Below are 20,268 nucleotides of genomic sequence, written 5' to 3'. Positions count from 1 at the left end.
CTGTCCGCCCCGGAATAACCGGCGGTCGGGGTGTAGGTGATGCTGGTGCCGCTGGCCGTGGCGGTGCCATGGCTGGCGGCGGAGGCAACGGCGACACTGGTGGCAGCCCCGCCGCCGAGGCTCAGCGTGATCGGATTGGCGCTGCTGTTGGCGGCGACGGTGGCGCTGACGGCGCTGGCGGTCGGAGCCTGGGCGCCAATGGTCAATGTGTATGCCCGTGATCCGGTTGCACTGTGGCTGTCGGTGACGGTGATGGTCAGGTTGGACGTGCCGTTGGTGCTCGGCGTGCCGCTGATGACGCCGGTCGAGGTGTTCAGGCTCAGACCCGCCGGCAGAGTGCCGGCCGTGATGGCGTAACTGTACGGCGCGGTGCCGCCGGTGGTGCTGACCGTGACGCTGTAGGCGACGCCGACCGTGCCGTTGCCCAGCGAGGCCGGGGTCAGGTTCAGCGTCGGTGCACTGACGGTGATGCTGACGGTGGCCGGGGTGGAAGTGCCGCTGGCATTGGTCGCGGTGTAGGTGAAGCTGTCCGTCCCGGAGTAACCGGCGGTCGGGGTGTAGGTGATGCTGGTGCCGCTGGCCGTGGCGGTGCCATGGCTGGCGGCGGAGGCAACGGCGACACTGGTGGCAGCCCCGCCGCCAAGGCTCAGCGTGATCGGGTTGGCGCTGCTGTTGGCGGCGACAGTGGCGCTGACGGCGCTGGCGGTCGGAGCCTGGGCGCCAATGGTCAATGTGTATGCCCGTGATCCGGTTGCACTGTGGCTGTCGGTGACGGTGATGGTCAGGTTGGACGTGCCGTTGGTGCTCGGCGTGCCGCTGATGACGCCGGTCGAGGTGTTCAGGCTCAGACCCGCCGGCAGAGTGCCGGCCGTGATGGCGTAACTGTACGGCGCGGTGCCGCCGGTGGTGCTGACCGTAGCGCTGTAGGCGACGCCGACCGTGCCGTTGCCCAGCGAGGCCGGGGTCAGGTTCAGCGTCGGTGCACTGACGGTAATGCTGACAGTGGCCGGGCTGGAGGTACCGCTGGCATTGGTTGCGGTGTAGGTGAAACTGTCCGCCCCGGAATAACCGGCGGTCGGGGTGTAGGTGATGCTGGTGCCGCTGGCCGTGGCGGTGCCATGGCTGGCGGCGGAGGCAACAGCGACGCTGGTGGCAGCCCCGCCGCCAAGGCTCAGCGTGATCGGATTGGCGCTGCTGTTGGCAGCGACGGTGGCGCTGACGGCACTGGCGGTCGGCGGCAGACCGGAAATGGTGATCGAGTAGGCGTTGCTGCCGGTGGCGCTGTTGGCGTCCGTAGCGGTCACAGTGAAGTTGCTGGTGCCACTGCTGCCCGGGGTGCCGCTGAGGGCACCGGACGAAGTGTTCAGGCTCAGTCCGATCGGCAGGCTGCCGGCCGTGATGGCGTAGCTGTATGGTGCAGTGCCGCCACTGGTACTGATTGTGGCGTTGTAGGCGCTGCCGGTGCTGCCGCCGGCCAGCGCGCCGCTTGCCGGCGACAGGACCAGGGTCGGTGCGCTGACGGTGACGGTGACGGTGGCCGGGCTGGAAGTGCCGCTGGCATTGGTTGCGGTGTAGGTGAAGCTGTCCGGTCCGGAATAACCGGCGGTCGGGGTGTAGGTGATGCTGGTGCCGCTGGCCGTGGCGGTACCATGGCTGGCGGCGGAGGCCACGGCGACGCTGGTGGCAGCCCCGCCGCCGAGGCTCAGCGTGATCGGGTTGGCGCTGCTGTTGGCGGCGACGGTGGTGCTGACCGCGCCGGCAGTCGGGGCCGGCAAGGCATAGGTATAGCCATTGGTCAGCGTGGCCATGCCGTTCGACGTCGTGGCGACAACGTTGACCGCACCTGCCGCATGGGCCGGCGTGGTGGCGGTGATCGTGGTGGCATTGTTGACGGTAAACGAACTGGCTGCGGTGCCGCCGAAGCTGACGGCCGTGGTGCCGGTCAGGTTGGTGCCGGTCAGGGTGACCGTGGTGCCGCCTGCGGTACTGCCGGTGGGCGGGGTGACCTGGGTCAGGGTCGGCGTGGCGCCGCCGTTGACCACCACTGTGTACGTCGCCACACCGCTGTCACCAAAGTTTTCCACTACCGATATCTGGAATGTGTAGGTGCCGGGTGTGGTCGGTGTACCGCTGAGCACACCAGTATTGTTATCCAGGCTCAAACCGGCCGGGATGTAGGTGGCGTTGCCATCGTAGTTCGGATCATTCACGTCGCCTTGCCAGTATGCGTACGGTGCGGCGCCGCCAATTGCCGTCAGCGTAACCGACATCGACTGACCGAGAGTCAGGGTGGCAAGGGTCGTGCCACTGGGAGGGGAGAGGGAAACGCCGGCGCCGACAGCCATGGCGGGGAAGACAAGCGCAAGCGTGAACAGCAGCATGCAAAATGCCTGCTGTGTTGCGGTTCTGAATCCAGAAACCAGTGTGGCCAACTGTCTGTGCATTTGCAGTCTCGTGAGGGAAGTCGTCCGGGCGGGGCCCCCTGTGGCGTCAAACGGGTGTGCTGCTGGATGACCGCCACGGTTTAGCGGACGGGAGGCTGCCCCCCCGTCCGCTTGAAGTGTCCCGGTATCGGAAATGAATATTCAGTTAGCAGTATAGATCCCGGATAATGCGAAATAAATATTTTATTCGTTTGATGTAGCTGCTATTTACTTTGGATGGGCGTCACGACACGGCCGGGCATCAGGCGCGGCTGGAAACCGGTCTGCACAGATGGATGTCGGGGCCTGCAGTCCCGGTCACCTGGAACCCCAGTCGCTGGTACAGGCGTTGCGCCGGATTGCCGGGGCTGACATGGAGGCTGCACGGGCGCCCGGCGTGGTCGGCCAGGTCGAGGACTGCGCGCAGCAAGGCAGAACCAATACCTTGTCCGCACCAGGCGGGCAGCAGGGCGATATCGACGATGTGCCAGCCGCCCGGGGCGTGGCGATGCAGATACAGGCGGCCAATTGAATGGTTGGATTGCTCGACAACAAGAATATCGCTGTCCGGATAGCACTTCTCGTAGTGCAGGCGCTGCAGGCGTGCCTGGTCGAGCAGGAACTGTCGGCGCTGTTCGTCGGTCCAGCCAGGTATCAGCGCCGTTTCCGCCCAGCGACGCGCCAGGTACAGGTCGCGGACGAATGCCGCATCGGCATCCGTTTGCACGTGCCAGCGCAAGCCTGGTTTTGTCTCTGGAGAAGGAAGGGAATCAGGATCGGGGTGGGGCTGAGAGTGTGTGGACACGTTGCGGTTCTCGTCCGGAAACGGTTCCGCCGGCGCCGCCCTCGTGATGCTGATGGGGGCGGCGCCGGGGAAGGATAAGGCGCCGTCGTCAGACTGCTGACGACGAACGGCGCCACTAGTCGTTAGTGGCTTTGGTACCTGCCCGGCTGACGGTGCAGATGGTGGGCACGGCGGCCTGCCAGATCGAATCCGGCCCGGCCTGTTCTTGCCGCCATGTGCTATGGCCTGTTATTGCCCCGCTTGGTGGAACGCCATTACGGCCTGATCGGGTAAGTGCCACCGCTGTCGAGACAGATGTAATAGCTGCTGATTTGCAGGCAAGGCTGCATATTGGCCACCTTGATTGGTGCTGTATAGGCCGTGCCAGCATCGCCGATTGTGGTCGGGGCCAGGGTAGCGGGTATCGCCCCGCTGTTGTACGCTGCGTAAACCTTGATATTGAACGGGGCCGAGGGCACGGTCGTAGCATCCGGCGTATCAATATTGTTGGCATTGGTATATGCCGCACCAGTGATCTGATGGGAATGAGACGGGATATTGATAGGCTCTATGCTGCTGGTACGCTCACCGGCCACGTCTCCGACCTTTCTGGTCGTCAGGGTCGGGTCGCTGGGAGTTGGCCCAATGCCTCTCCCGCTGCCCATGACTGCCCGCCCTGTCAGATTGGGGAGATTGAAATAGGTTTTCAGATCCCCGCCATAGAGGTTGCTGATAATGGAATACAGTGCCGGATACTGCGAAATGGGCATCTGTCTTCCGTCACACAAGCACCAGCCGCTGACGCTTCTTCCACTGGAGTAGGGGAAAAGTCTGATCTCACCAACAAATGCATCCATGATGTCATAGCCTGTCAGGTTTGAAGTTGCAGTGGGGAGGGCTCAGTTAGGCCGGTCCGGGTAAAGGCCATTCAAGGCAATGATGTAGCTTACGGTCAGTGTGGCCATCATGTTGTTTATGGGGGCCTGGTTTGGATTTGTAACGGGGCTCAGAAAATCCGCACTCAGTACGGCCGTGGCGGGGGATTCTTTGCTGTAAAACCCTTTGTTGGCCCCGGCTGCCGCAAGCTTCCCCAGCATGATATTGCTGGGCGCTTCGTTGTCGCCTATGTCTGCCACCACGTTGAATGTATGCTTGTGCGGTGGCATATTTGCGTTTGTTATCATGGATGTTTCGGCACCGAAATGCTGCCCCAGCGTAATCGTGGGCATCCCGTTTGTCGAGCACGTGCCTACCGGAATACGACCGCGAAAATCGGGCAGGTTAAAGATTCTGATCCCATCGCCGCCATACGTAGTGCTGATCAGCGAAAACAATGCGGGATAGTCATTGACGGACAGGGAGGCGCCATTGCAAATGGCCCAGCCTTCTGGCGCATAATTACCGGCGAACATGCGGATTTCGCCAACGAAACAGTCTGCCATGCTTGTTGCCTCACGAAAAATAAACGATGGCCCGGCGCAATGCTAATCCTGTGGCGGGTAGTTGCCAGTAGTGGCAATGAAAAAGGCCGATCCGATAGAAGGCTGGGTATTGTCCATGGGCTGGCCAGAACCGGCGAAGCCAACCGTATCCGATCGCAGTGCGACAGGTTTGGCCGGTGCAACGGGGGCAGCGTGATAAACCTTCTTGGGGCTGATGGCGGGGATGCCGCCGGCCGGGGCTGTAGCTGTCGCTGCCTCGGTGGAGGCTCTTGCCTGGTGGCTGTGGGCCGGAATAACGGCAACGGGAAGCGTTTTGGTCGCACTGCCGTCTTGTCGCTTGCTGGTCGGGACAGGAGGATGGGTGGGATCAAAACCTATCGGTGTCCGGACACGCAGGTCCGGCAGACAGAACGTGGTCGTGCCGTTGCCGCCATAGGTTGTCGACAGCAAGGAGTACAGCGCGACGTTTTGCTGGATATTCAGCTCCCTGCCATCACATGGCAGCCAGCCCCTTGGCGCCCAGTTCCAGGAGAACAGGCGGATTTCGCCTACAAACGGATCCATGAAGCACCTCACTCTTGTCATTGTTGAAAAACGGACCGGTGTTCACTGCGGCAAGCCGTCATGCCGTTTGGGTGTCGGCATGACGCGAAATCACGTTAGCATTTCCGTTTTTTCATGACAAGACGAATGCGTGAAAATTTGTTCCAGAGCATGCAAACGTCAATTCTGGCTACTGAAACGAAAACAGGCTGTCAGCGTGAGCTGACAGCCTGAATCGATACTGGTTGCGGGGGCAGGATTCGAACCTACGACCTTCGGGTTATGAGCCCGACGAGCTACCGGACTGCTCCACCCCGCGTCAGGGTGTTGATGTCGATGGAGCGATCGACATCGGTAAACTGGTTGCGGGGGCAGGATTTGAACCTACGACCTTCGGGTTATGAGCCCGACGAGCTACCGGACTGCTCCACCCCGCGACAGAGGAAGCAGATAATATCCCGCGTCAGCCACCGCGTCAAGCAAATGCTCAACTATTCCACGATACCCAGCCGAAATACCACGTGGCGATGATGATCAGCCCGAACACGATGCGATACCAGGCGAACACGGTGAACGTGTGGTGGGCGACAAAGCGGATCAGGCCGCGCACGGCGACGAAGGCGGACAGGAAAGCGAACACGAAACCGACGCCGAACACCGGAATGTCGCCGCTGGTGAACAGTTCGCGGTGTTTCCACACATCGTAGAAGGTCGCGGCGAACATGACCGGGATGGCGAGGAAGAACGAGAACTCGGTCGCCACCTTGCGGTCCAGGCCGAACAGCATGCCGCCGATAATGGTCGAACCGGAGCGGCTGGTGCCGGGAATCAGCGAGGCGACCTGGGCGACGCCGACCTTGAACGCATCCAGTGGCGTCATGTCGTCGATGCTGTGAATGCGGACCGGACGCTGGCGACGTTCGGCCCACAGGATGATCAGGCCGCCGACCACCAGCGCGCAGGCGACTGCGACCGGATTGAACAGGTGCGCCTTGATCGCCTTGATGAAGGTGATGCCGACCAGGGCGGCGGGCAGGAAGGCGATGAACAGGTTCAGCACGAAACGCTGTGCGGTCCGGCTGCCCGGCAGATCGCGAACCACACCGAGCAGGCGTTCGCGGTATTCCCAGCACACGGCAAGGATGGCACCGAGCTGAATGACGATCTCGAACACGTCGCCGATGCGTGGATTGAAATTGATCAGGTCGCCGGCGACGATCAGGTGGCCGGTGGACGACACCGGCAGAAATTCGGTCAAACCTTCGACAATGCCCATCAGGACTGCCTTGGCGAGCAGGAGCCAATCCACTTTAAGTGCTTCCTTTTTGATGAATAAACAGGAACGGGGTGATTGCTCACCCCGTGGTTTCTGCCGCTGATGCCAGCCTTACTTCTTTTGTTCTGCGCGGACCCTGGCGATCAGCGCATTGATGATTTCGATGCGGCGCTCCGGCGTGGCGGCCAGGGTCGCGTACTTGCCGCCGACCACCAGCGTCGGCGTGCCTTCGATCTGGTAGGTGCGGGTCAGCTGGGCGGCGCGGGCCGGCGCGCTGGAAATGCCGAACGATCCGTAGGTCTGCATGAACGAGGCGGCATTCACGCCCGGCTGCCTGGCGATCCAGCCCTTCAGCACGTCAGGCTGACCGAGATTGATCTTGTCGCGCATCACGGCATCGAACACCGGCATCTGCAGGCGTTCCAGGTTGGTGGCCTTCAGCGTGGCGGCCAGCTTGACGAAGCCGTCCGTGCTCTTGTCCCAGCTGATGTGCTCGCGGCGGAAGTCGACATCGGCCGGCCTGGTTTTGGCCCAGGTCTCGATCAGCGGTTCAAGGTGGTAGCAGTGAATGCAGGTGTAGGAATAGAACTCCAGCACCTCGATCTTGCCTTTGCTGGCAACCGGCTGGGCCGGGGACATGACCGTATAGTCGACGCCTTCCTTGATCGGAGCAGCGGCATAGGCGGTGGCGGCGACAAGCCAGACCAGACTGGCGAACAGCCATTTTTTCATTTTTGAAATCCCTGATAGAAATTAGCCGTCGGCCTTGACGACCGAAGGATTGAAGCCCTCGTTCTTTAGCAAGGCCTTAACCCGGTTGATATCTTCCGGTCTGGAATACGGACCGACGCGGACGCGATGCAGCAGTCCCTTGTCCGGAATGGTGGTCGACGAGATGCTGGCCTCGATGCCGGACAGCGCGAGCCGCGCTTTCAGGTTGTCGGCCTCGTTCTCGCTGGAAAAGGCGCCAAGCTGGAAAAACACCGGCTTGCCGGCCTTGTCGCTCTTTTCCGCCGGTTTCCTGGCAGCAGGTTTTTCGGCCGGCAGCTTGCCGTCCTTGTCCGCCAGCAACTGGTAGAAATCGTAGTCCGGCGTGGCCGGTGCCGCCGGTTTGGCGGCCGGGGCGGGGGCGCCCGGCGCCTTGTCCGGCGGCGGCAGCACCACGACATTGCCCTGGGTCGGTCCTTCGGTCTTGACCTCGGGAGCGCGGGTATTCAGGGTGCCGGGCTCCAGCAGGGACGGTTGTGGCGGGGCGACCTCGGCCGCCGTGGTCGGCGTGCGCGGTTTTTCCCGGTCGGCGAACGGGCTGGCGGCACGATTCAGCCAGAAGGCGACGCCCACGGCGATGCCGACGCCGGCGATGACGCCGATCAGGATGCCGGCGCCCATGCCGCCGCCGCTGCGGTCGCGCTGGGGTTTGCTGCTGCGTCCGCTCGGGCGGCTCTGGCTCCGTCCGGCGTTCTTGTAATCGCGTGATGCCATGTCTGTGTCGATCGATCTGTTCGTCTGCGCCCCGTGCCTGCCGGGGCATTGTGTCCGGCTAGCGGTGGCGGGGGTAGGGCGCGTGGCACCGGGCTGGCGCTTGTGCGCTGCGGGAGTCGGCGATTATACCGGCTCACCGTCCGGCTGCACCTGCCCGGACACGGTCTGGCGGCAATATTGTCATGTTCAAATGTTACCGGATATCAGGGCCGCGAATGGCGGCGGTACTGGATCGCTTCGGCGACATGGTGACAGGCCACGGCCTCGCTGCCGTCCAGATCGGCCACCGTACGGGCGACGCGCAGAATGCGGTGGCAGGCGCGCGCCGACAACTGCAGCCGTTCGATGGCCTCGCGCAGCAGCGCCAGCCCGGCCGGGTCCGGCGTCGCGAACCGGGCCAGTGTCTCGCCCTCCAGCTGACCGTTTGGTGTGCCCTGTCGTGCTGTCTGCCGCCGGTGGGCTGCCACGACCCGCTGCCGGACCCGATCCGACGGCTCGCCTGGCGGGGTGTCCAGCAATTCGCCGGCCGGCACGCTGGCCATGTCCAGCCACAGGTCAATCCGGTCCAGCAACGGGCCGGACAGGCGGGCGCGATAGCGGCCGACCTGCTCGGGCGAGCAGCGGCAGCGACCGGCCGGATGGCCGTGATAGCCGCACGGGCACGGATTCATCGCCGCAATGAACTGGAAACGGGCCGGAAAGCGCACCTGCGCCGCGGCGCGGGCGATATCGACATGGCCGCGTTCCATCGGTTCGCGCAGGTTTTCCAGCACCCGCCGTTCGAACTCGGGCAGTTCGTCGAGGAACAGCACGCCATTGTGCGCCAGGCTGATTTCGCCTGGCCGGGGCGGCGAACCGCCACCGACCAGCGCCACGGCGGAGGACGAGTGGTGCGGTGTACGGTACGGGCGGCAGTGAAAGCGCGCGGGATCAAACGGCTGCACCAGCGCATGGACGGCTGCGGTCGCCAGTGCCTCATCGTGGTGCATCGGCGGCAGGATGCCCGGCAGCCGGGCGGCCAGCATCGACTTGCCGGTGCCGGGAGGGCCGCACAGCAGCAGCGAGTGGGTGCCGGCGGCGGCAATTTCCAGTGCCCGCCGCGCTGCACCCTGGCCGCGGACATCTCCGAGGTCCGGATAATCGGGCTGCCCGGCGCCGGCCATCGCGGGCTGGAACGGCGCCAGCGGCGCCCGACCGTCGAAATGGGCGGTCAGGGTTGCCAGCGTGTCGGCGGTGATCAGCGCCAGGCCGTCGCCGGCAATGGCCGCCTCGTCGGCGCTGCCGGCCGGCAGCACGAATATCCGTCCGGCGCGACGGGCGGCGCAGGCCATGACCAGTGCGCCACGAATCGGCCGCAACTCGCCGGTCAGCCCGAGTTCGCCGGCGAATTCATGGCCGTCCAGTGCCGCCGCCGGCAACTGGCCGCTGGCGGCGAGGATGCCGAGTGCGATCGGCAGGTCGAAGCGGCCGGAGGCTTTCGGCAGGTCGGCCGGCGCCAGATTGACCGTCACCCGCCGGTTGGGAAAGTCGTAGCCGGTGGTCAGCAGTGCCGCGCGAACCCGCTCGCGTGCTTCCTTGACCTCGGTTTCCGGCAGGCCGACCAGCGAGAATGCCGGCAGGCCATTGGCCAGATGAATTTCGACCGCGACTTCCGGCGCGTCGACACCGATCAGGGCGCGGCTGTGCAGTACGGCGGTGCTCATCAAACCTCCGGGCGAAAAAAAACCGGCCTGTGTGGCCGGTGGGGACAGGCAAATCCGCTCAGGAATGACCCTGGCTGGCCTGCTCGTCGACGGCGACCTCGCGCTGGTCGGGGAACAGTTCGGCTTCCAGCCGGGTCACGCGGCTTTCCAGCTCGGCCAGCTTCTCGCGGGTGCGGGCAAGGACTTCCTGCTGCACGTCGAACTCCTCGCGCGTGACCAGATCGAGCCGGGTAAAGGCGGCGCCCATCATCGAGCGCACGTTCTTCTCGATGTCCCTGGCCGGGCTGGCGGCAATGGTTTCACTGATCTTGTTCGACAGTTCGTCGAAGAGCTTCTGGCTCAGCATGGTGTACTCCTGGCAACGGGATGATGTTGCGAGTGTAGCAAATGCCGGCGCCATCGGCGGCGATGCACTAATCTGGTGCGTAGACATATCCCGACCGGCAGACGAGGATGTTCCCGTCATGAATGCCGGTCAATCGGACGAATCCTAAAACGCTGGCTGATGCGTCAATCCGCTGTATTTGATCGATTTTTCCGCAACCCACCTGTGTTGGCACGAAAGCTGCATAAGCTGCAGTGCAACACGACGGCACCGTGTGTGACCGGTCGCCGTGTCTGATTTCAGCAAATGAGGAAGGAACAGGCATGAAACTGGTATCGGCAATCATCAAGCCGTTCAAGCTCGACGAAGTGCGCGAGGCGCTGTCGGCCATCGGTGTCCAGGGCGTCACCGTCACCGAGGTCAAGGGCTTCGGTCGCCAGAAGGGCCATACCGAGCTCTATCGCGGTGCGGAGTACGTGGTCGACTTTCTGCCCAAGGTCAAGCTGGAGATCGCCGTGCATGACGATCTGCTCGACCGGGTGGTCGAAGCGGTCGAGACCTCGGCCCGGACCGGCAAGATCGGTGACGGCAAGATCTTCGTCTACGACCTCGAACAGGTCGTGCGTATCCGTACCGGCGAGACCGGCGCGCAAGCGGTTTAGGCATTCGAGTTCCGAGGAGAAACCATCATGAAGAAAACGTTGAGCATTCTTGCGCTGATCGGCGTGCTCGGCATCGGTGCTGCGGTGATCATGAAGCAGACACCGGTTGCGACCTCGCCGGTGGCGACCGCCCCGGCGCCGACCACCACCGACAGCGCCGGCAGTGCGCCGGCCACGGCGGCTGATGCCACGGCCACCGCCGCTGTTGCCGCCCCGGTTCCCGAACCGAAGCTGGATACCGGCAACACCGCCTGGATGCTGGTGTCGACCGCGCTGGTGCTGTTCATGACCATTCCCGGCCTGGCGCTGTTCTATGGCGGCATGGTGCGCAAGAAGAACGTGCTGGCCACGCTGATGCAGAGCTTCGCCATCTGCTCGGTGGTGACCGTGCTGTGGTTTGCGTTTGGCTATTCGCTGGCCTTTACGCCGGGGAGCGGCTTTATCGGCGGGCTGGACAAGGCCTTTCTCAATGGCGTGAACATGGATTCGCTGACCGGCACGGCTGGCGCGAACATCCCGGAAACCGTATTCGTCGTGTTCCAGATGACGTTCGCGATCATCACCACGGCGCTGATTACCGGGGCGTTTGCGGAGCGGATGAAGTTCTCGGCCATGCTGGTATTCATGACGCTGTGGCTGTTCGTGGTCTACGTGCCGATCGCCCACTGGGTGTGGGAGCCGACCGGCTGGATGTTCAAGGAGGGCGTGCTCGACTTCGCCGGCGGTACGGTGGTGCACATCAATGCCGGTGTGGCCGGTCTGGTCTGCGCGCTGGTGCTTGGCAAGCGTATCGGCTTCGGCAAGGAAGCCATGCCGCCGCACAACCTGGTACTGACGCTGGTCGGGGCCTCGATGCTGTGGGTAGGCTGGTTCGGTTTCAACGCCGGCTCGGCGCTGGAAGCCAATGGCCGTGCCGGCATGGCCATGCTGGTGACCCAGGTCGCCACCGGTGCCGCTGCCGCTACCTGGATGTTCGTCGAATGGATCTTCAAGAAGAAGCCGTCGGTGCTGGGCATTGCATCCGGTGCCGTGGCGGGTCTGGTGGCGATCACGCCGGCCTCCGGTTTCGTCGACCCGAAGGGCGCGCTGCTGATCGGTCTGGTGGCCGGCGGCGCCTGCTACGTCGGTGCGACGTCGCTGAAGCACTGGCTCGGCTATGACGACTCGCTCGATGCCTTTGGTGTGCATGGTGTCGGCGGCATCATCGGTTCGCTGCTGGTCGGCCCGCTGGCGGTCAAGGCGATCGGCGGTGTGGAAGGCGATCTGATGACGCAGGCGATTGCCACGGTATCGACGGCCGGCTACACGCTGGTGGTGACCTTCATCCTGCTGAAGCTGATCGACATGGCGATGGGCCTGCGGGTCAGCAACGACGAGGAACGCGAAGGCCTGGACGTGACGCTGCACGGCGAGCGGATCGAATAAGCCCTGCTTCCCGGCAAGGCAAAAAAGAACGCCGCGGCATCTGCCGCGGCGTTTTTGTCTGCCTGATGGAAATCAGCCGGCGGGTTTGCCTGCGTCCTGCGGCTGGCCATAACCGCCGCCCAGCGCACGGAACACGCTGATGGCCGCCTGCAGGCGGGCCAGACGGGTGTTGGCCCGGTCCAGCTCGGCACTGAACAGGCTGCGTTCCGAGTCCAGTACGTCGATATAGCTCGAATAGCCGTTGTCGTAGCGCAGGCGGGCCAGGTGGGTGGTGCGGGTATAGGCGGACACCTGGGTGTTTTGCGCCACCAGTTGCTCGGCAGTCTTCTGCTGGGCCACCAGGGCGTCGCGGGTATCGCGGAACGCGTTCTGCACCGATTGTTCGTAACTGGCCAGTGCCTGCTTCTGCCGGGCACTGGCGATGTCGACGCCGGCACCGGTCTTGCCCCAGTTGAAGATCGGCATGGTCAGGTCGCCGGCGAACGACCACAGTGCGGCCGGCCCGGTGAACAGGTCGCCCAGCGCCAGGCTGGCGCTGCCCAGTGCGGCGGTCAGGGTGATGTCCGGGAAGTAGGCGGCACGGGCAACGCCGATGCGGGCGTTGGCGGCCACCAGCTGCTGCTCGGCGGCGACCACGTCCGGCCGGCGCAGCAGCAGGTCGGACGGCAGGCCGGATGGTGGCGTCGGCGGCACGTTCAGCGTCGACAGCGCCTTGCCGCGACTGACCTCGCCCTGATAGATCTCGCGCGGGCTGGCGCCGATCAGCACCTTCAGTGCGGTTTCCGCCTGCGAGACCAGCTGCTCGTACAGCGGTACCGCGGCGCGCGCCGTGGCGGTTTCCGCCTCGGCCTGGCGATAGTCGAGTTCGGAGATCAGTCCGCCCTCGAAGCGCTTCTTGCGCAGCACCAGCGCGTCTTCACGGCTTTTCAGCGTGCGGCGGGCAATGTCGAGCTGCTCGTCATAGGTGCGCAGCTGGAAGTAGCCGTTGGCCACGCTGGCGGCCACGGTCAGCGCCACGGTATCACGGGCGGCCTGCGACGACAGCAGCTCGGCGCGCGAGGCTTCGGTCGCGCGGCGCAGCTTGCCCCACAGGTCGAGCTCGTACGAGGCCTGCAGCGAGGCGTTGTACTGCTCGCCGATGACCTTCTGGCCCGGCTGCAGGCCGCTGGACGGCAGCAGGCTGGACGGCTGGCCGCGCTGGCCGCCGGCCGCGCCGTTGAGCTGCGGCAGCAGGTCGGCGCGGGTGCTGGTCAGCTGCGCGGCGGCCTCGTCGACACGGGCGATGGCGGCGAGCAGGTCGCGGTTGTAGACGCTGGCGCGCTGCTCGAAGGCGTCGAGCACCGGATCGTTGAACGCGGTCCACCAGTTCAGGTCGACACGGGCGTCAGGGCGGGCGTCGGCAGCCAGCGACTGCGGCAGGTCCATCGCCGGGCGCTGGTAGTCAGGACCGACCGCGCAGGCGCCGAGCGCCAGCGTGATCAGCGTGGGCAGGAGCAGACGTTTCATCAGGCATGTCCTCCCTGCGAGCCATCCGTGCCGGTCGGCGGGGTGGCGGGCGGCGTAACGGGCTTGTCGCCCTTGAACAGTTTCATGATCAGTACGAAGAACATCGGGATGAAGAAGGTGGCGACGAAGGTTGCCGCCAGCATGCCGCCGATAATGCCGGTGCCGATCGAGTGACGGCTGGCCGCGCCGGCGCCGGACGCGATGGCCAGCGGCACGCAGCCAAGCACGAAGGCCAGCGAGGTCATGATGATCGGGCGGAAACGCAGCCGGGCCGCGTTGACCGCCGCCTGGGCCAGGGTTTCGCCTTCCTCGTGCATGCGCATGACTGCGAACTCGATGATCAGGATGGCATTCTTGGCCGCCAGACCGATCAGTGTCACCAGCGCGATCTGGAAGTACACGTCATTGGCCAGCCCGCGCAGGAAGTTGGCCAGAATGGCACCGAACAGGGCAAACGGCACCGCCATCAGCACCGCCAGCGGCAGCGACCACTTCTCGTACTGCGCGGCCAGGATCAGGAACACCATGATCAGGCCGGCGATGAACACGATCGCCGACGAGCCGCTGGTGGCCTTTTCCTGATACGCCGTGCCGGTCCAGGCCAGCGTATAGCCGTCCGGCAGCGACTCGGCCGCCACCTGTTCCATGATCTGGATTGCCTGCCCCGAGCTGTAGCCCTGGGCCGGACCGCCCATGACCTTGGCGGCGGAAAACACGTTGAAGCGTTCGGCCACTTCCGTGCCCTTGACCTGTTTGACATTGACCAGCGCGTTGAGCGGAATCATGTCGCCCCTGGTCGAACGCACGTAGACGTTGCGGATGTCCTCCGGTCGCGAGCGGAAGTCGGACTCGGACTGGATCTGCACCCGGAACGGCCGGCCATACTTGTTGAAGTCGTTCACGTAGTAGGCGCCGAACGTGCTCTGCATGGCGGCGAACACGTCATTGATCGGCACCGACAGCGCCTTGGCCTTCTCGCGGTCGAGGTCGAGGTAGATTTGCGGGACGTTGGCCGAGAACAGCGTGTTGATACCGGTCAGCTCGGGCCGCTTGCGTGCCGCGTCGATGAACTTCTTCAGCGCGACTTCCAGATCCTGCGACGTGCCGCCGGTCCGGTCCTGGATATACGCCTCGAAACCGCCGGTGTTCGACATGCCGGAGATCGGCGGCGGGTTGAACGCCATGGTCAGCGAGGTCGGGTCGCCATAAGTGCCCTGCATGATCTCCTTCGCATAGCTGAACGAGTCCTGGCCCTTGTGCTTCTCGCGCTCCTTCCAGTCCTTCAGCGGCAGGAAGGTCACGCCGTTGTAGGTCTTGTAGGTGCCGCCGGTCAGCAGGTCGAGGCCATTGATGGTCACCACATCGGCGGTGGCAGGGTTCTCGCTGGCGATCTTCTGCAGGTTCAGCACCGCCTTTTGCGTGCGCGTCAGCGACGCGCCGTCGGGCAGGAAGGTCTGGGTCAGCACATAACCCTGGTCCTCGTCCGGCACCAGCCCGCCGGGCACGTGGCGGAACAGGCCGAGCGTGACGGCGATGATGCCGGCGAACAGCAGCAGGCCGACCGCCGAGCGCTTGAGCAGGAACGACACGCCGCCGGTGTAGCGACCGGTAGCTTTCTCGAAGAAATCGTTGAACCAGCTGAAGAAGCGGTTCGGCTTCTTGCTGTGGTCATGATCCTTCAGCAACAGGGCGCACAGCGCCGGCGTCAGCGTCAGTGCCACGATGCCGGAGATCACCACCGAGACGGCAATGGTCACGGCGAACTGCTTGTACATCTGGCCGGCGAGGCCGCCGAGGAAGCTGACCGGGATGAACACCGAACACAGCACCAGCACGATGGCGACCACCGGGCCGGTCACCTCCTGCATGGCCTTGATCGCGGCATCGGTTGGCGACAGGTGTTCGGTCCGCATCAGCCGCTCGACGTTTTCCAGCACCACGATCGCGTCGTCGACCACGATGCCGATGGCCAGCACCATGCCGAACAGTGTCAGGGTATTGATCGAGAAACCGAGCAGATACATGCCGGCAAAGGTACCGACGATGGACACCGGCACCGCCAGGCACGGGATCAGCGTTGCCCGCCAGTTCTGCAGGAACAGGTAGACGACCAGGAACACCAGCACCATCGCCTCGAACAGCGTGTGCACCACTTCCTCGATCGACACCTTGATGAACTTGGTGGTGTCGTACGGCACCTTGTAGGTGATGCCTTCCGGGAAGCGGCCGGACAGTTCCTTCAGCTTGGCCTGGACCGCGTCGGACACGGCGATCTGGTTGGCGCCCGGGGCCAGGTACACGCCGAACAGCGTGGCCGGCTTGCCGTTGAGGAAGGTCTGCGAGTAGTAGTCCTTGGCGCCCAGCTCGATGCGGGCAATATCCTTCAGCCTGATCTTCGAGCCGTCGGGGTTCGAGCGGACGATGATCTGGCCGAATTCCTCAGGGGTTTCCAGCCGCCCCTTGGCGGTCACGGTGTAGGTGAAGTCGACCGGCTTGCCGCTGGTCGGTTCCGCGCCGACCTTGCCGGCGGCGAACTGCGCGTTCTGTTCGTTGATGGCGCTGGAAATGTCGGCCGGCGTCAGCTTCAGCTGGGCCAGGCGGTCAGGCCGGATCCAGACCCGCATCGAGTAGTCGCTCGCGCCGAAGATCGACGCGTCGCCGACCCCCGGGATGCGCTTGATGTCGTCGATGATGTTCACCAGCGTGTAGTTGCTGATGTAGGTCTGGCTGAAGCGGTCCTCGGGGGAATAGATCGCCGGCACCATCAGGATGGTCGACGACTTCTTCTGCACCGTGACCCCCTGGCGCGTGACTTCCTGCGGCAGTTGCGCCATGGCGGCCTGCACGCGGTTGTTCACGTTGATGGTGTTCTGGTCCGGGTCGGTGCCGATGGCGAAGGTGACGGTGATGGTCAGCGAGCCGTTGGACGCACTGGCCGACTGCAGATACAGCATGTTGTCCACGCCGTTGATCTGCGTTTCGAGCGGCGCGGCCACCGACTTGGCGATGGTTTCCGCCGATGCGCCCGGATAGCTGGTGGTCACCGACACCTGCGGCGGCACGATATTCGGATACTGCGCGATCGGCAGTGCCTTGATGGCGGCAATCCCGGCCAGCATGATGATGATCGAGATCACGCTGGCAAAGATGGGCCGCCGGATGAAGAACGCTGAAAACATGGAGGCTCCCGCTTAGTTGGCCGGTTTCTTCTCGTTGCCGGCGGCCGGTGCGGCGGCCGTTCCGGTCGCCGGCGGGAGTGCCGCGGGCTTGCCGTCGCTTCTGGCGGGCAGGATCTTCACCGGCTGGCCGGGCTTGGCCTTGACCGCGCCGTCGACAATGACGGTGTCGCCACTCTTCAGCCCCTTGAGAATGGCGACGTTGTCGCCGATCTCCTGGCCTTTTTCCACCGGGCGCGGTGCCGCCTTGCCATCAGGTGTCACGGTAAAGACGATGTTGCCCTGCTGGGTCGACAGGACCGCCCGCTGCGGAATCACGATGGCGTCCTTCAGGTGCGCGCCTTCGAGGTGAACGCGGACGAACTGGCCGGGCAGCAGATGGCCGTCGGGGTTCTTGAACGTGGCCCGGGCGCGGATGGTGCCGGTGGTGGTGTCGATGATGTTGTCGGTGAAGTTCATCCAGCCGGTGCGCGAGTAATTGCTGCCATCGGACAACTGGACCGTCACCTGGTACTTCTCGCCCTGTGGCACGACGAGCTGGCCGTTGGCGATCTGGGTGCGGTAGCGCAGCGCATCATTGTCCGAGATCGAGAAATTCACATAGATCGGATCGATCTGCGACACCGTGGTCAGCAGGCTGCCTTCGGCCGAGTTGGCAACAATCAGGTTGCCTTCGCTGACCGTTTCCTTGCTGGCCATGCCGGTGATCGGTGCGGTGACTTTGGTGTAGCCGAGGTTGATCTGGTCCTGCGACAGCTTGGCCTGCGCCTGGTTGACCGCGGCCTTGGCCGACTCGTAGGCCGACAGTGCATCGTCCCGGTCCTTCTGGCTGACGGCATTTTCGGCGAACAGCGGCACAATGCGCTTGTAGTCGAGCTCGGCACGGGTCAGCTGCGCCTTCTGCACGGCCAGCGCCGCACGGGACTGGTCGACCTCGGTCACGAACGGCGCCGGGTCGATCTGGAACAGTGGTTCGCCGGCCTTGACCAGCCGGCCCTCAGTGTACAGTCGCTTCTGCAGGATGCCGCCGACGCGGGCGCGGACTTCGACATCGCGGAAGCCGGCGACCTGGCCGATAAACTCGTAAGAGACCGGTACATCCTGCGCTGTTGCCTTCATGACCGAGACCGGTGCCGGCGGCGGCGCAGGGGGGGCATTGTCTTTGGCGCCACATGCGGCGAGCATGAGTGCGAGGGGGAGGAGCAGGGCAGCGTGAGTTGTATGTCTGATGGGCTTCACTTGAACCTCGTCGGGGAAACTCCGCGCCACGACAGACTGCGCACGCGGACCTTTTGAAATTGGGTACTGCACTCAAGTGCGGGCAGCGAGTTTGAGTATGATGCCGGGCACGCAGCTTCACTATAAAAACAAGCTGTCGCCAGTGATAGTGAAAGTTGGCGATTTACTCTTGTTTTAAAAAGATGTTCACAGGCAATATCGGGTTATCATACATTCTTGACTGGATGTTAATGCGGCAGTTTACGGATTTTGTTGAAGATACGCTATGAGAAGAACCAAAGAAGATGCGGCGCTGACCCGCGAGAGCCTGCTGGATGCAGCAGAACGGCTGTTCTCCGAGAAGGGCGTGTCACGCACCTCGCTGGCGGATATCGCCGGCGCGGCCGGGGTCACGCGGGGGGCCATCTACTGGCATTTCAAGAACAAGGCCGAGGTGTTCGTCGCCATGCACGCCCGCTTGCGCGAGCCGGTCGACGCGGTGTTCCAGAAACTGATCGTCGCCGGCAGTGGCGATCCGATCCGGCGCGTGCGTGACTATTACGTGTACGTGCTGGAGGAAACCACCCGTTCCGAACGCCGGCGCCGGCTGCTGGACATCCTGACCCACAAGGCCGAGTACGTCGACGAACTGAAACCGGCGATTGACGACATTCATGGCGTCCACAAGCGGGTGAGCGAGGCGATCGCGCAGATCTTCGTCGAGGCGAAAGCCGTCGGGGTGCTGCGTGCCGACGTGGACCCGGAACTGGCGGCGGAAACCCTGCGCTTCACCGTACACGGCGCGCTGTCGATCTGGCTGCTGTGGCCGGAGCGCTACCCGCTGGCCGAACGGGCCGGGCCACTGATCGACCAGATTCTGAACGGGATCCTGGTCAAGCCGCTGAACGACTGACCTGGGCCCGGGATCGGGCATCGGCTGCCGTCAGGCACGCTGGCCGGGCCCGTCCGGCCGGCCATCCGCTGCCGCAGCGGGCCGCCCTGCGCGCCCATGCCCGTGCGTACCGTGCGGGCAAAAAAAATCCCCCGGCTCGCTAGGGCGTGGGGGAAAGCACGAGGAAGAAACACCTTACTAGTGGTGCTGACGCGGGCAAAACGCGCAGCACGTGGAGCCATAATAGGTGCAGCTTCCTGACGTATTCCAATCACAAATCCTGATACCCCCCCATCACATTCACTGATGGGGTCGGGCTCAGGCCAGCAACGGCGAGGTCGAGCCCTTGATCGGCAGCAGCGCGGCGACGATGCGCGCGCTGCTGGCACCGAGCGCGCGGTTGCGTGCCAGGCAGTCGAGGGCGACCAGCGCGGCGTCGGCCATGAAGCGGCCGTCGACGACGGCCTTGACCACTTCCGGTGGCGACATCAGCACGAACTCGCTCATCTCGCCGTCCTGGTTACAGGGTACGGTGCCTTCATCGAGCCACAGGTCGTAGGTATGCAGCCACTCGCGGTGCAGACCGCGCGCGACCCGGCGCTGGGCGAACACCCGGCCGGCTGACGACAGCTCGCGCACGGCCGCGGCCGGCATGCCGGCTTCCTCCCAGCTTTCGCGCTCCAGCGCGGCGAGCAGCGATTCGCCGGCGGCCACGCCACCCCCGGTCAGGTTGTCCAGCTTGTCCGGCTCGACCGACTTGTGCGGACTGCGGCGGCCGATCCACATCTTCAGCGAGCCGTCGGCCTGGCGAACCAGTCCGTTGACGTGGACGGCACGGCTGATCAGACCCAGTGGCCGGAATGCCGCGCGTTCCAGCTCGAACAGTGGCGTGCCGTCCTGGGCGAAGGCGGTGAAGTTCTCGCCGCGCCAGCCGCTCAGACGACCACTGTCGCGCCAGCCGCGCGCAATGCGCATCAGCACGGCGCTGATGTCGTTGTAGCGGTCGAGGGCCGGGGCCAGAACGACCCGGGCACCGTCGTCCTGGAACTCCGCATGCGAGACGACCTGCGCCTTCCAGTCCGGGTTCAGCAAGCCGATTTCCCGGCCCGCAATCACCAGCGGGGTCAGGTCGGCGCTATCGAGTCGGCTGGCAGCATCAAGCAGGCCAAGCAGGGCGGCGATGTGCATTTGATCCTCTTGCAATCCGCCGCGAAAGGGGCGCGGCTTTATGAAGAAAGGCGGCAACATAACCTATTTTCAGGCCATGCAAAACCATTGCGTGCGGTGCTTTCGGCATGATGGCTAATAGCTGTTCCTGCAATTGCTGTCGCGACCCCCCTGTCATGACCTGATGGCGGGAACGGGCGACATGCTGCTTGACGCAGGGGGCTGGCGACCGTTCAATAGCCGC

General features: G+C 64.2%; 17 protein-coding genes and 2 tRNA genes. 3 read left to right on the top strand and 16 right to left on the bottom strand.

Annotated elements, in window-relative coordinates; translation table 11 throughout:
* From DFO50_RS19385 to DFO50_RS11105, 12 genes are all read right to left on the bottom strand, one after another.
* On the bottom strand, positions 1-2,381 hold a 2,381-nt coding region (locus tag DFO50_RS19385), incomplete at its 3' end, for an S-layer family protein (protein WP_199489809.1).
* Between the two features lie 304 nt (positions 2,382-2,685).
* Positions 2,686-3,150 carry a GNAT family N-acetyltransferase gene (locus DFO50_RS19175; RefSeq protein WP_158537439.1) on the bottom strand — a complete coding sequence of 155 codons (465 nt, stop codon included), beginning with the start codon at positions 3,148-3,150 and terminating at the stop codon, positions 2,686-2,688.
* 332 nt (positions 3,151-3,482) lie between these two features.
* The gene (locus DFO50_RS11150) at positions 3,483-4,064 is read right to left on the bottom strand and encodes a phage tail protein (RefSeq protein ID WP_084300344.1); all 582 of its coding nucleotides are present in this window, start codon (positions 4,062-4,064) and stop codon (positions 3,483-3,485) included.
* A gap of 42 nt (positions 4,065-4,106) precedes the next feature.
* Positions 4,107-4,649: a phage tail protein gene (locus DFO50_RS11145; protein WP_028500443.1), complete on the bottom strand. Its 543-nt coding sequence runs from the start codon at positions 4,647-4,649 to the stop codon at positions 4,107-4,109.
* A gap of 42 nt (positions 4,650-4,691) precedes the next feature.
* Positions 4,692-5,213, bottom strand: a complete 522-nt coding sequence (locus DFO50_RS11140; protein WP_084300346.1) for a phage tail protein — start codon at positions 5,211-5,213, stop codon at positions 4,692-4,694.
* A 221-nt stretch (positions 5,214-5,434) separates the two neighbouring features.
* A tRNA-Met gene (locus DFO50_RS11135) sits at positions 5,435-5,511 on the bottom strand.
* Positions 5,512-5,552: 41 nt separating this feature from the next.
* Positions 5,553-5,629, bottom strand: a tRNA-Met gene (locus tag DFO50_RS11130).
* 50 nt (positions 5,630-5,679) lie between these two features.
* Positions 5,680-6,501, bottom strand: coding sequence for an undecaprenyl-diphosphate phosphatase (locus tag DFO50_RS11125; protein ID WP_028500444.1), 822 nt, complete (start codon positions 6,499-6,501; stop codon positions 5,680-5,682).
* A gap of 78 nt (positions 6,502-6,579) precedes the next feature.
* Complete coding sequence (locus DFO50_RS11120) at positions 6,580-7,200, bottom strand: thiol:disulfide interchange protein DsbA/DsbL (RefSeq protein WP_107889228.1); 621 nt, start codon at positions 7,198-7,200, stop codon at positions 6,580-6,582.
* Between the two features lie 21 nt (positions 7,201-7,221).
* Positions 7,222-7,950, bottom strand: coding sequence for an SPOR domain-containing protein (locus DFO50_RS11115; RefSeq protein ID WP_028500446.1), 729 nt, complete (start codon positions 7,948-7,950; stop codon positions 7,222-7,224).
* A 203-nt stretch (positions 7,951-8,153) separates the two neighbouring features.
* Positions 8,154-9,653: a YifB family Mg chelatase-like AAA ATPase gene (locus DFO50_RS11110; protein WP_107889230.1), complete on the bottom strand. Its 1,500-nt coding sequence runs from the start codon at positions 9,651-9,653 to the stop codon at positions 8,154-8,156.
* Between the two features lie 58 nt (positions 9,654-9,711).
* Entirely contained in the window at positions 9,712-9,999 is a 288-nt protein-coding gene (locus DFO50_RS11105) for an accessory factor UbiK family protein (RefSeq protein WP_028499599.1), read from the bottom strand.
* Between the two features lie 302 nt (positions 10,000-10,301).
* Between DFO50_RS11105 and glnK the strand changes: the two genes are divergently transcribed.
* A complete protein-coding gene (gene glnK, locus DFO50_RS11100; protein ID WP_028499598.1) occupies positions 10,302-10,640 on the top strand; it encodes a P-II family nitrogen regulator in 339 nt (112 codons plus the stop codon).
* Positions 10,641-10,667: 27 nt separating this feature from the next.
* Positions 10,668-12,065 (top strand): ammonium transporter, encoded by a 1,398-nt coding sequence (locus DFO50_RS11095; protein ID WP_028499597.1) that lies wholly within the window; start codon positions 10,668-10,670, stop codon positions 12,063-12,065.
* Positions 12,066-12,137: 72 nt separating this feature from the next.
* On the opposite strand, the gene DFO50_RS11090 is transcribed toward DFO50_RS11095, so the two are convergent.
* From DFO50_RS11090 to DFO50_RS11080, 3 genes are read right to left on the bottom strand one after another with little or no spacing between them, the layout of a single operon-like run.
* On the bottom strand, positions 12,138-13,571 hold the full coding sequence (locus DFO50_RS11090; protein ID WP_112692508.1) for an efflux transporter outer membrane subunit: 1,434 nt from the start codon (positions 13,569-13,571) through the stop codon (positions 12,138-12,140).
* Positions 13,571-16,750, bottom strand: coding sequence for an efflux RND transporter permease subunit (locus tag DFO50_RS11085; protein WP_107889236.1), 3,180 nt, complete (start codon positions 16,748-16,750; stop codon positions 13,571-13,573). Before DFO50_RS11085 ends, DFO50_RS11090 begins: the two co-directional genes overlap by 1 nt.
* Before the next feature lie 12 nt (positions 16,751-16,762).
* Positions 16,763-17,866 (bottom strand): efflux RND transporter periplasmic adaptor subunit, encoded by a 1,104-nt coding sequence (locus DFO50_RS11080; RefSeq protein WP_233495242.1) that lies wholly within the window; start codon positions 17,864-17,866, stop codon positions 16,763-16,765.
* 385 nt (positions 17,867-18,251) lie between these two features.
* On the opposite strand from DFO50_RS11080, the gene DFO50_RS11075 reads away from it, so the two are divergent.
* Complete coding sequence (locus tag DFO50_RS11075; protein ID WP_028499595.1) at positions 18,252-18,878, top strand: TetR family transcriptional regulator; 627 nt, start codon at positions 18,252-18,254, stop codon at positions 18,876-18,878.
* 297 nt (positions 18,879-19,175) lie between these two features.
* Here DFO50_RS11075 and DFO50_RS11070 read toward each other — a convergent pair whose 3' ends face one another.
* On the bottom strand, positions 19,176-20,045 hold the full coding sequence (locus tag DFO50_RS11070) for an NUDIX hydrolase family protein (protein WP_107889240.1): 870 nt from the start codon (positions 20,043-20,045) through the stop codon (positions 19,176-19,178).
* Positions 20,046-20,268: the final 223 nt, after the last annotated feature.

It is taken from the genome of Microvirgula sp. AG722 (assembly GCF_003269145.1).
Lineage (GTDB): Bacteria > Pseudomonadota > Gammaproteobacteria > Burkholderiales > Aquaspirillaceae > Microvirgula > Microvirgula aerodenitrificans.
This window is presented reverse-complemented; position numbering and strand designations above follow the sequence as displayed.

Excerpts from the sequence above, each read along its gene's own strand:
- DFO50_RS11150 (WP_084300344.1), bottom strand. The coding sequence starts at position 4,064 with ATGGATGCATTTGTTGGTGAGATCAGACTTTTCCCCTACTCCAGTGGA.
- DFO50_RS11145 (WP_028500443.1), bottom strand. The coding sequence starts at position 4,649 with ATGGCAGACTGTTTCGTTGGCGAAATCCGCATGTTCGCCGGTAATTAT.
- DFO50_RS11140 (WP_084300346.1), bottom strand. The coding sequence starts at position 5,213 with ATGGATCCGTTTGTAGGCGAAATCCGCCTGTTCTCCTGGAACTGGGCG.
- DFO50_RS11120 (WP_107889228.1), bottom strand. The coding sequence starts at position 7,200 with ATGAAAAAATGGCTGTTCGCCAGTCTGGTCTGGCTTGTCGCCGCCACC.
- DFO50_RS11115 (WP_028500446.1), bottom strand. The coding sequence starts at position 7,950 with ATGGCATCACGCGATTACAAGAACGCCGGACGGAGCCAGAGCCGCCCG.
- DFO50_RS11110 (WP_107889230.1), bottom strand. The coding sequence starts at position 9,653 with ATGAGCACCGCCGTACTGCACAGCCGCGCCCTGATCGGTGTCGACGCG.
- DFO50_RS11105 (WP_028499599.1), bottom strand. The coding sequence starts at position 9,999 with ATGCTGAGCCAGAAGCTCTTCGACGAACTGTCGAACAAGATCAGTGAA.
- glnK (WP_028499598.1), top strand. The coding sequence starts at position 10,302 with ATGAAACTGGTATCGGCAATCATCAAGCCGTTCAAGCTCGACGAAGTG.
- DFO50_RS11095 (WP_028499597.1), top strand. The coding sequence starts at position 10,668 with ATGAAGAAAACGTTGAGCATTCTTGCGCTGATCGGCGTGCTCGGCATC.
- DFO50_RS11090 (WP_112692508.1), bottom strand. The coding sequence starts at position 13,571 with ATGAAACGTCTGCTCCTGCCCACGCTGATCACGCTGGCGCTCGGCGCC.
- DFO50_RS11085 (WP_107889236.1), bottom strand. The coding sequence starts at position 16,750 with ATGTTTTCAGCGTTCTTCATCCGGCGGCCCATCTTTGCCAGCGTGATC.
- DFO50_RS11080 (WP_233495242.1), bottom strand. The coding sequence starts at position 17,866 with ATGAAGGCAACAGCGCAGGATGTACCGGTCTCTTACGAGTTTATCGGC.
- DFO50_RS11075 (WP_028499595.1), top strand. The coding sequence starts at position 18,252 with ATGAGAAGAACCAAAGAAGATGCGGCGCTGACCCGCGAGAGCCTGCTG.
- DFO50_RS11070 (WP_107889240.1), bottom strand. The coding sequence starts at position 20,045 with ATGCACATCGCCGCCCTGCTTGGCCTGCTTGATGCTGCCAGCCGACTC.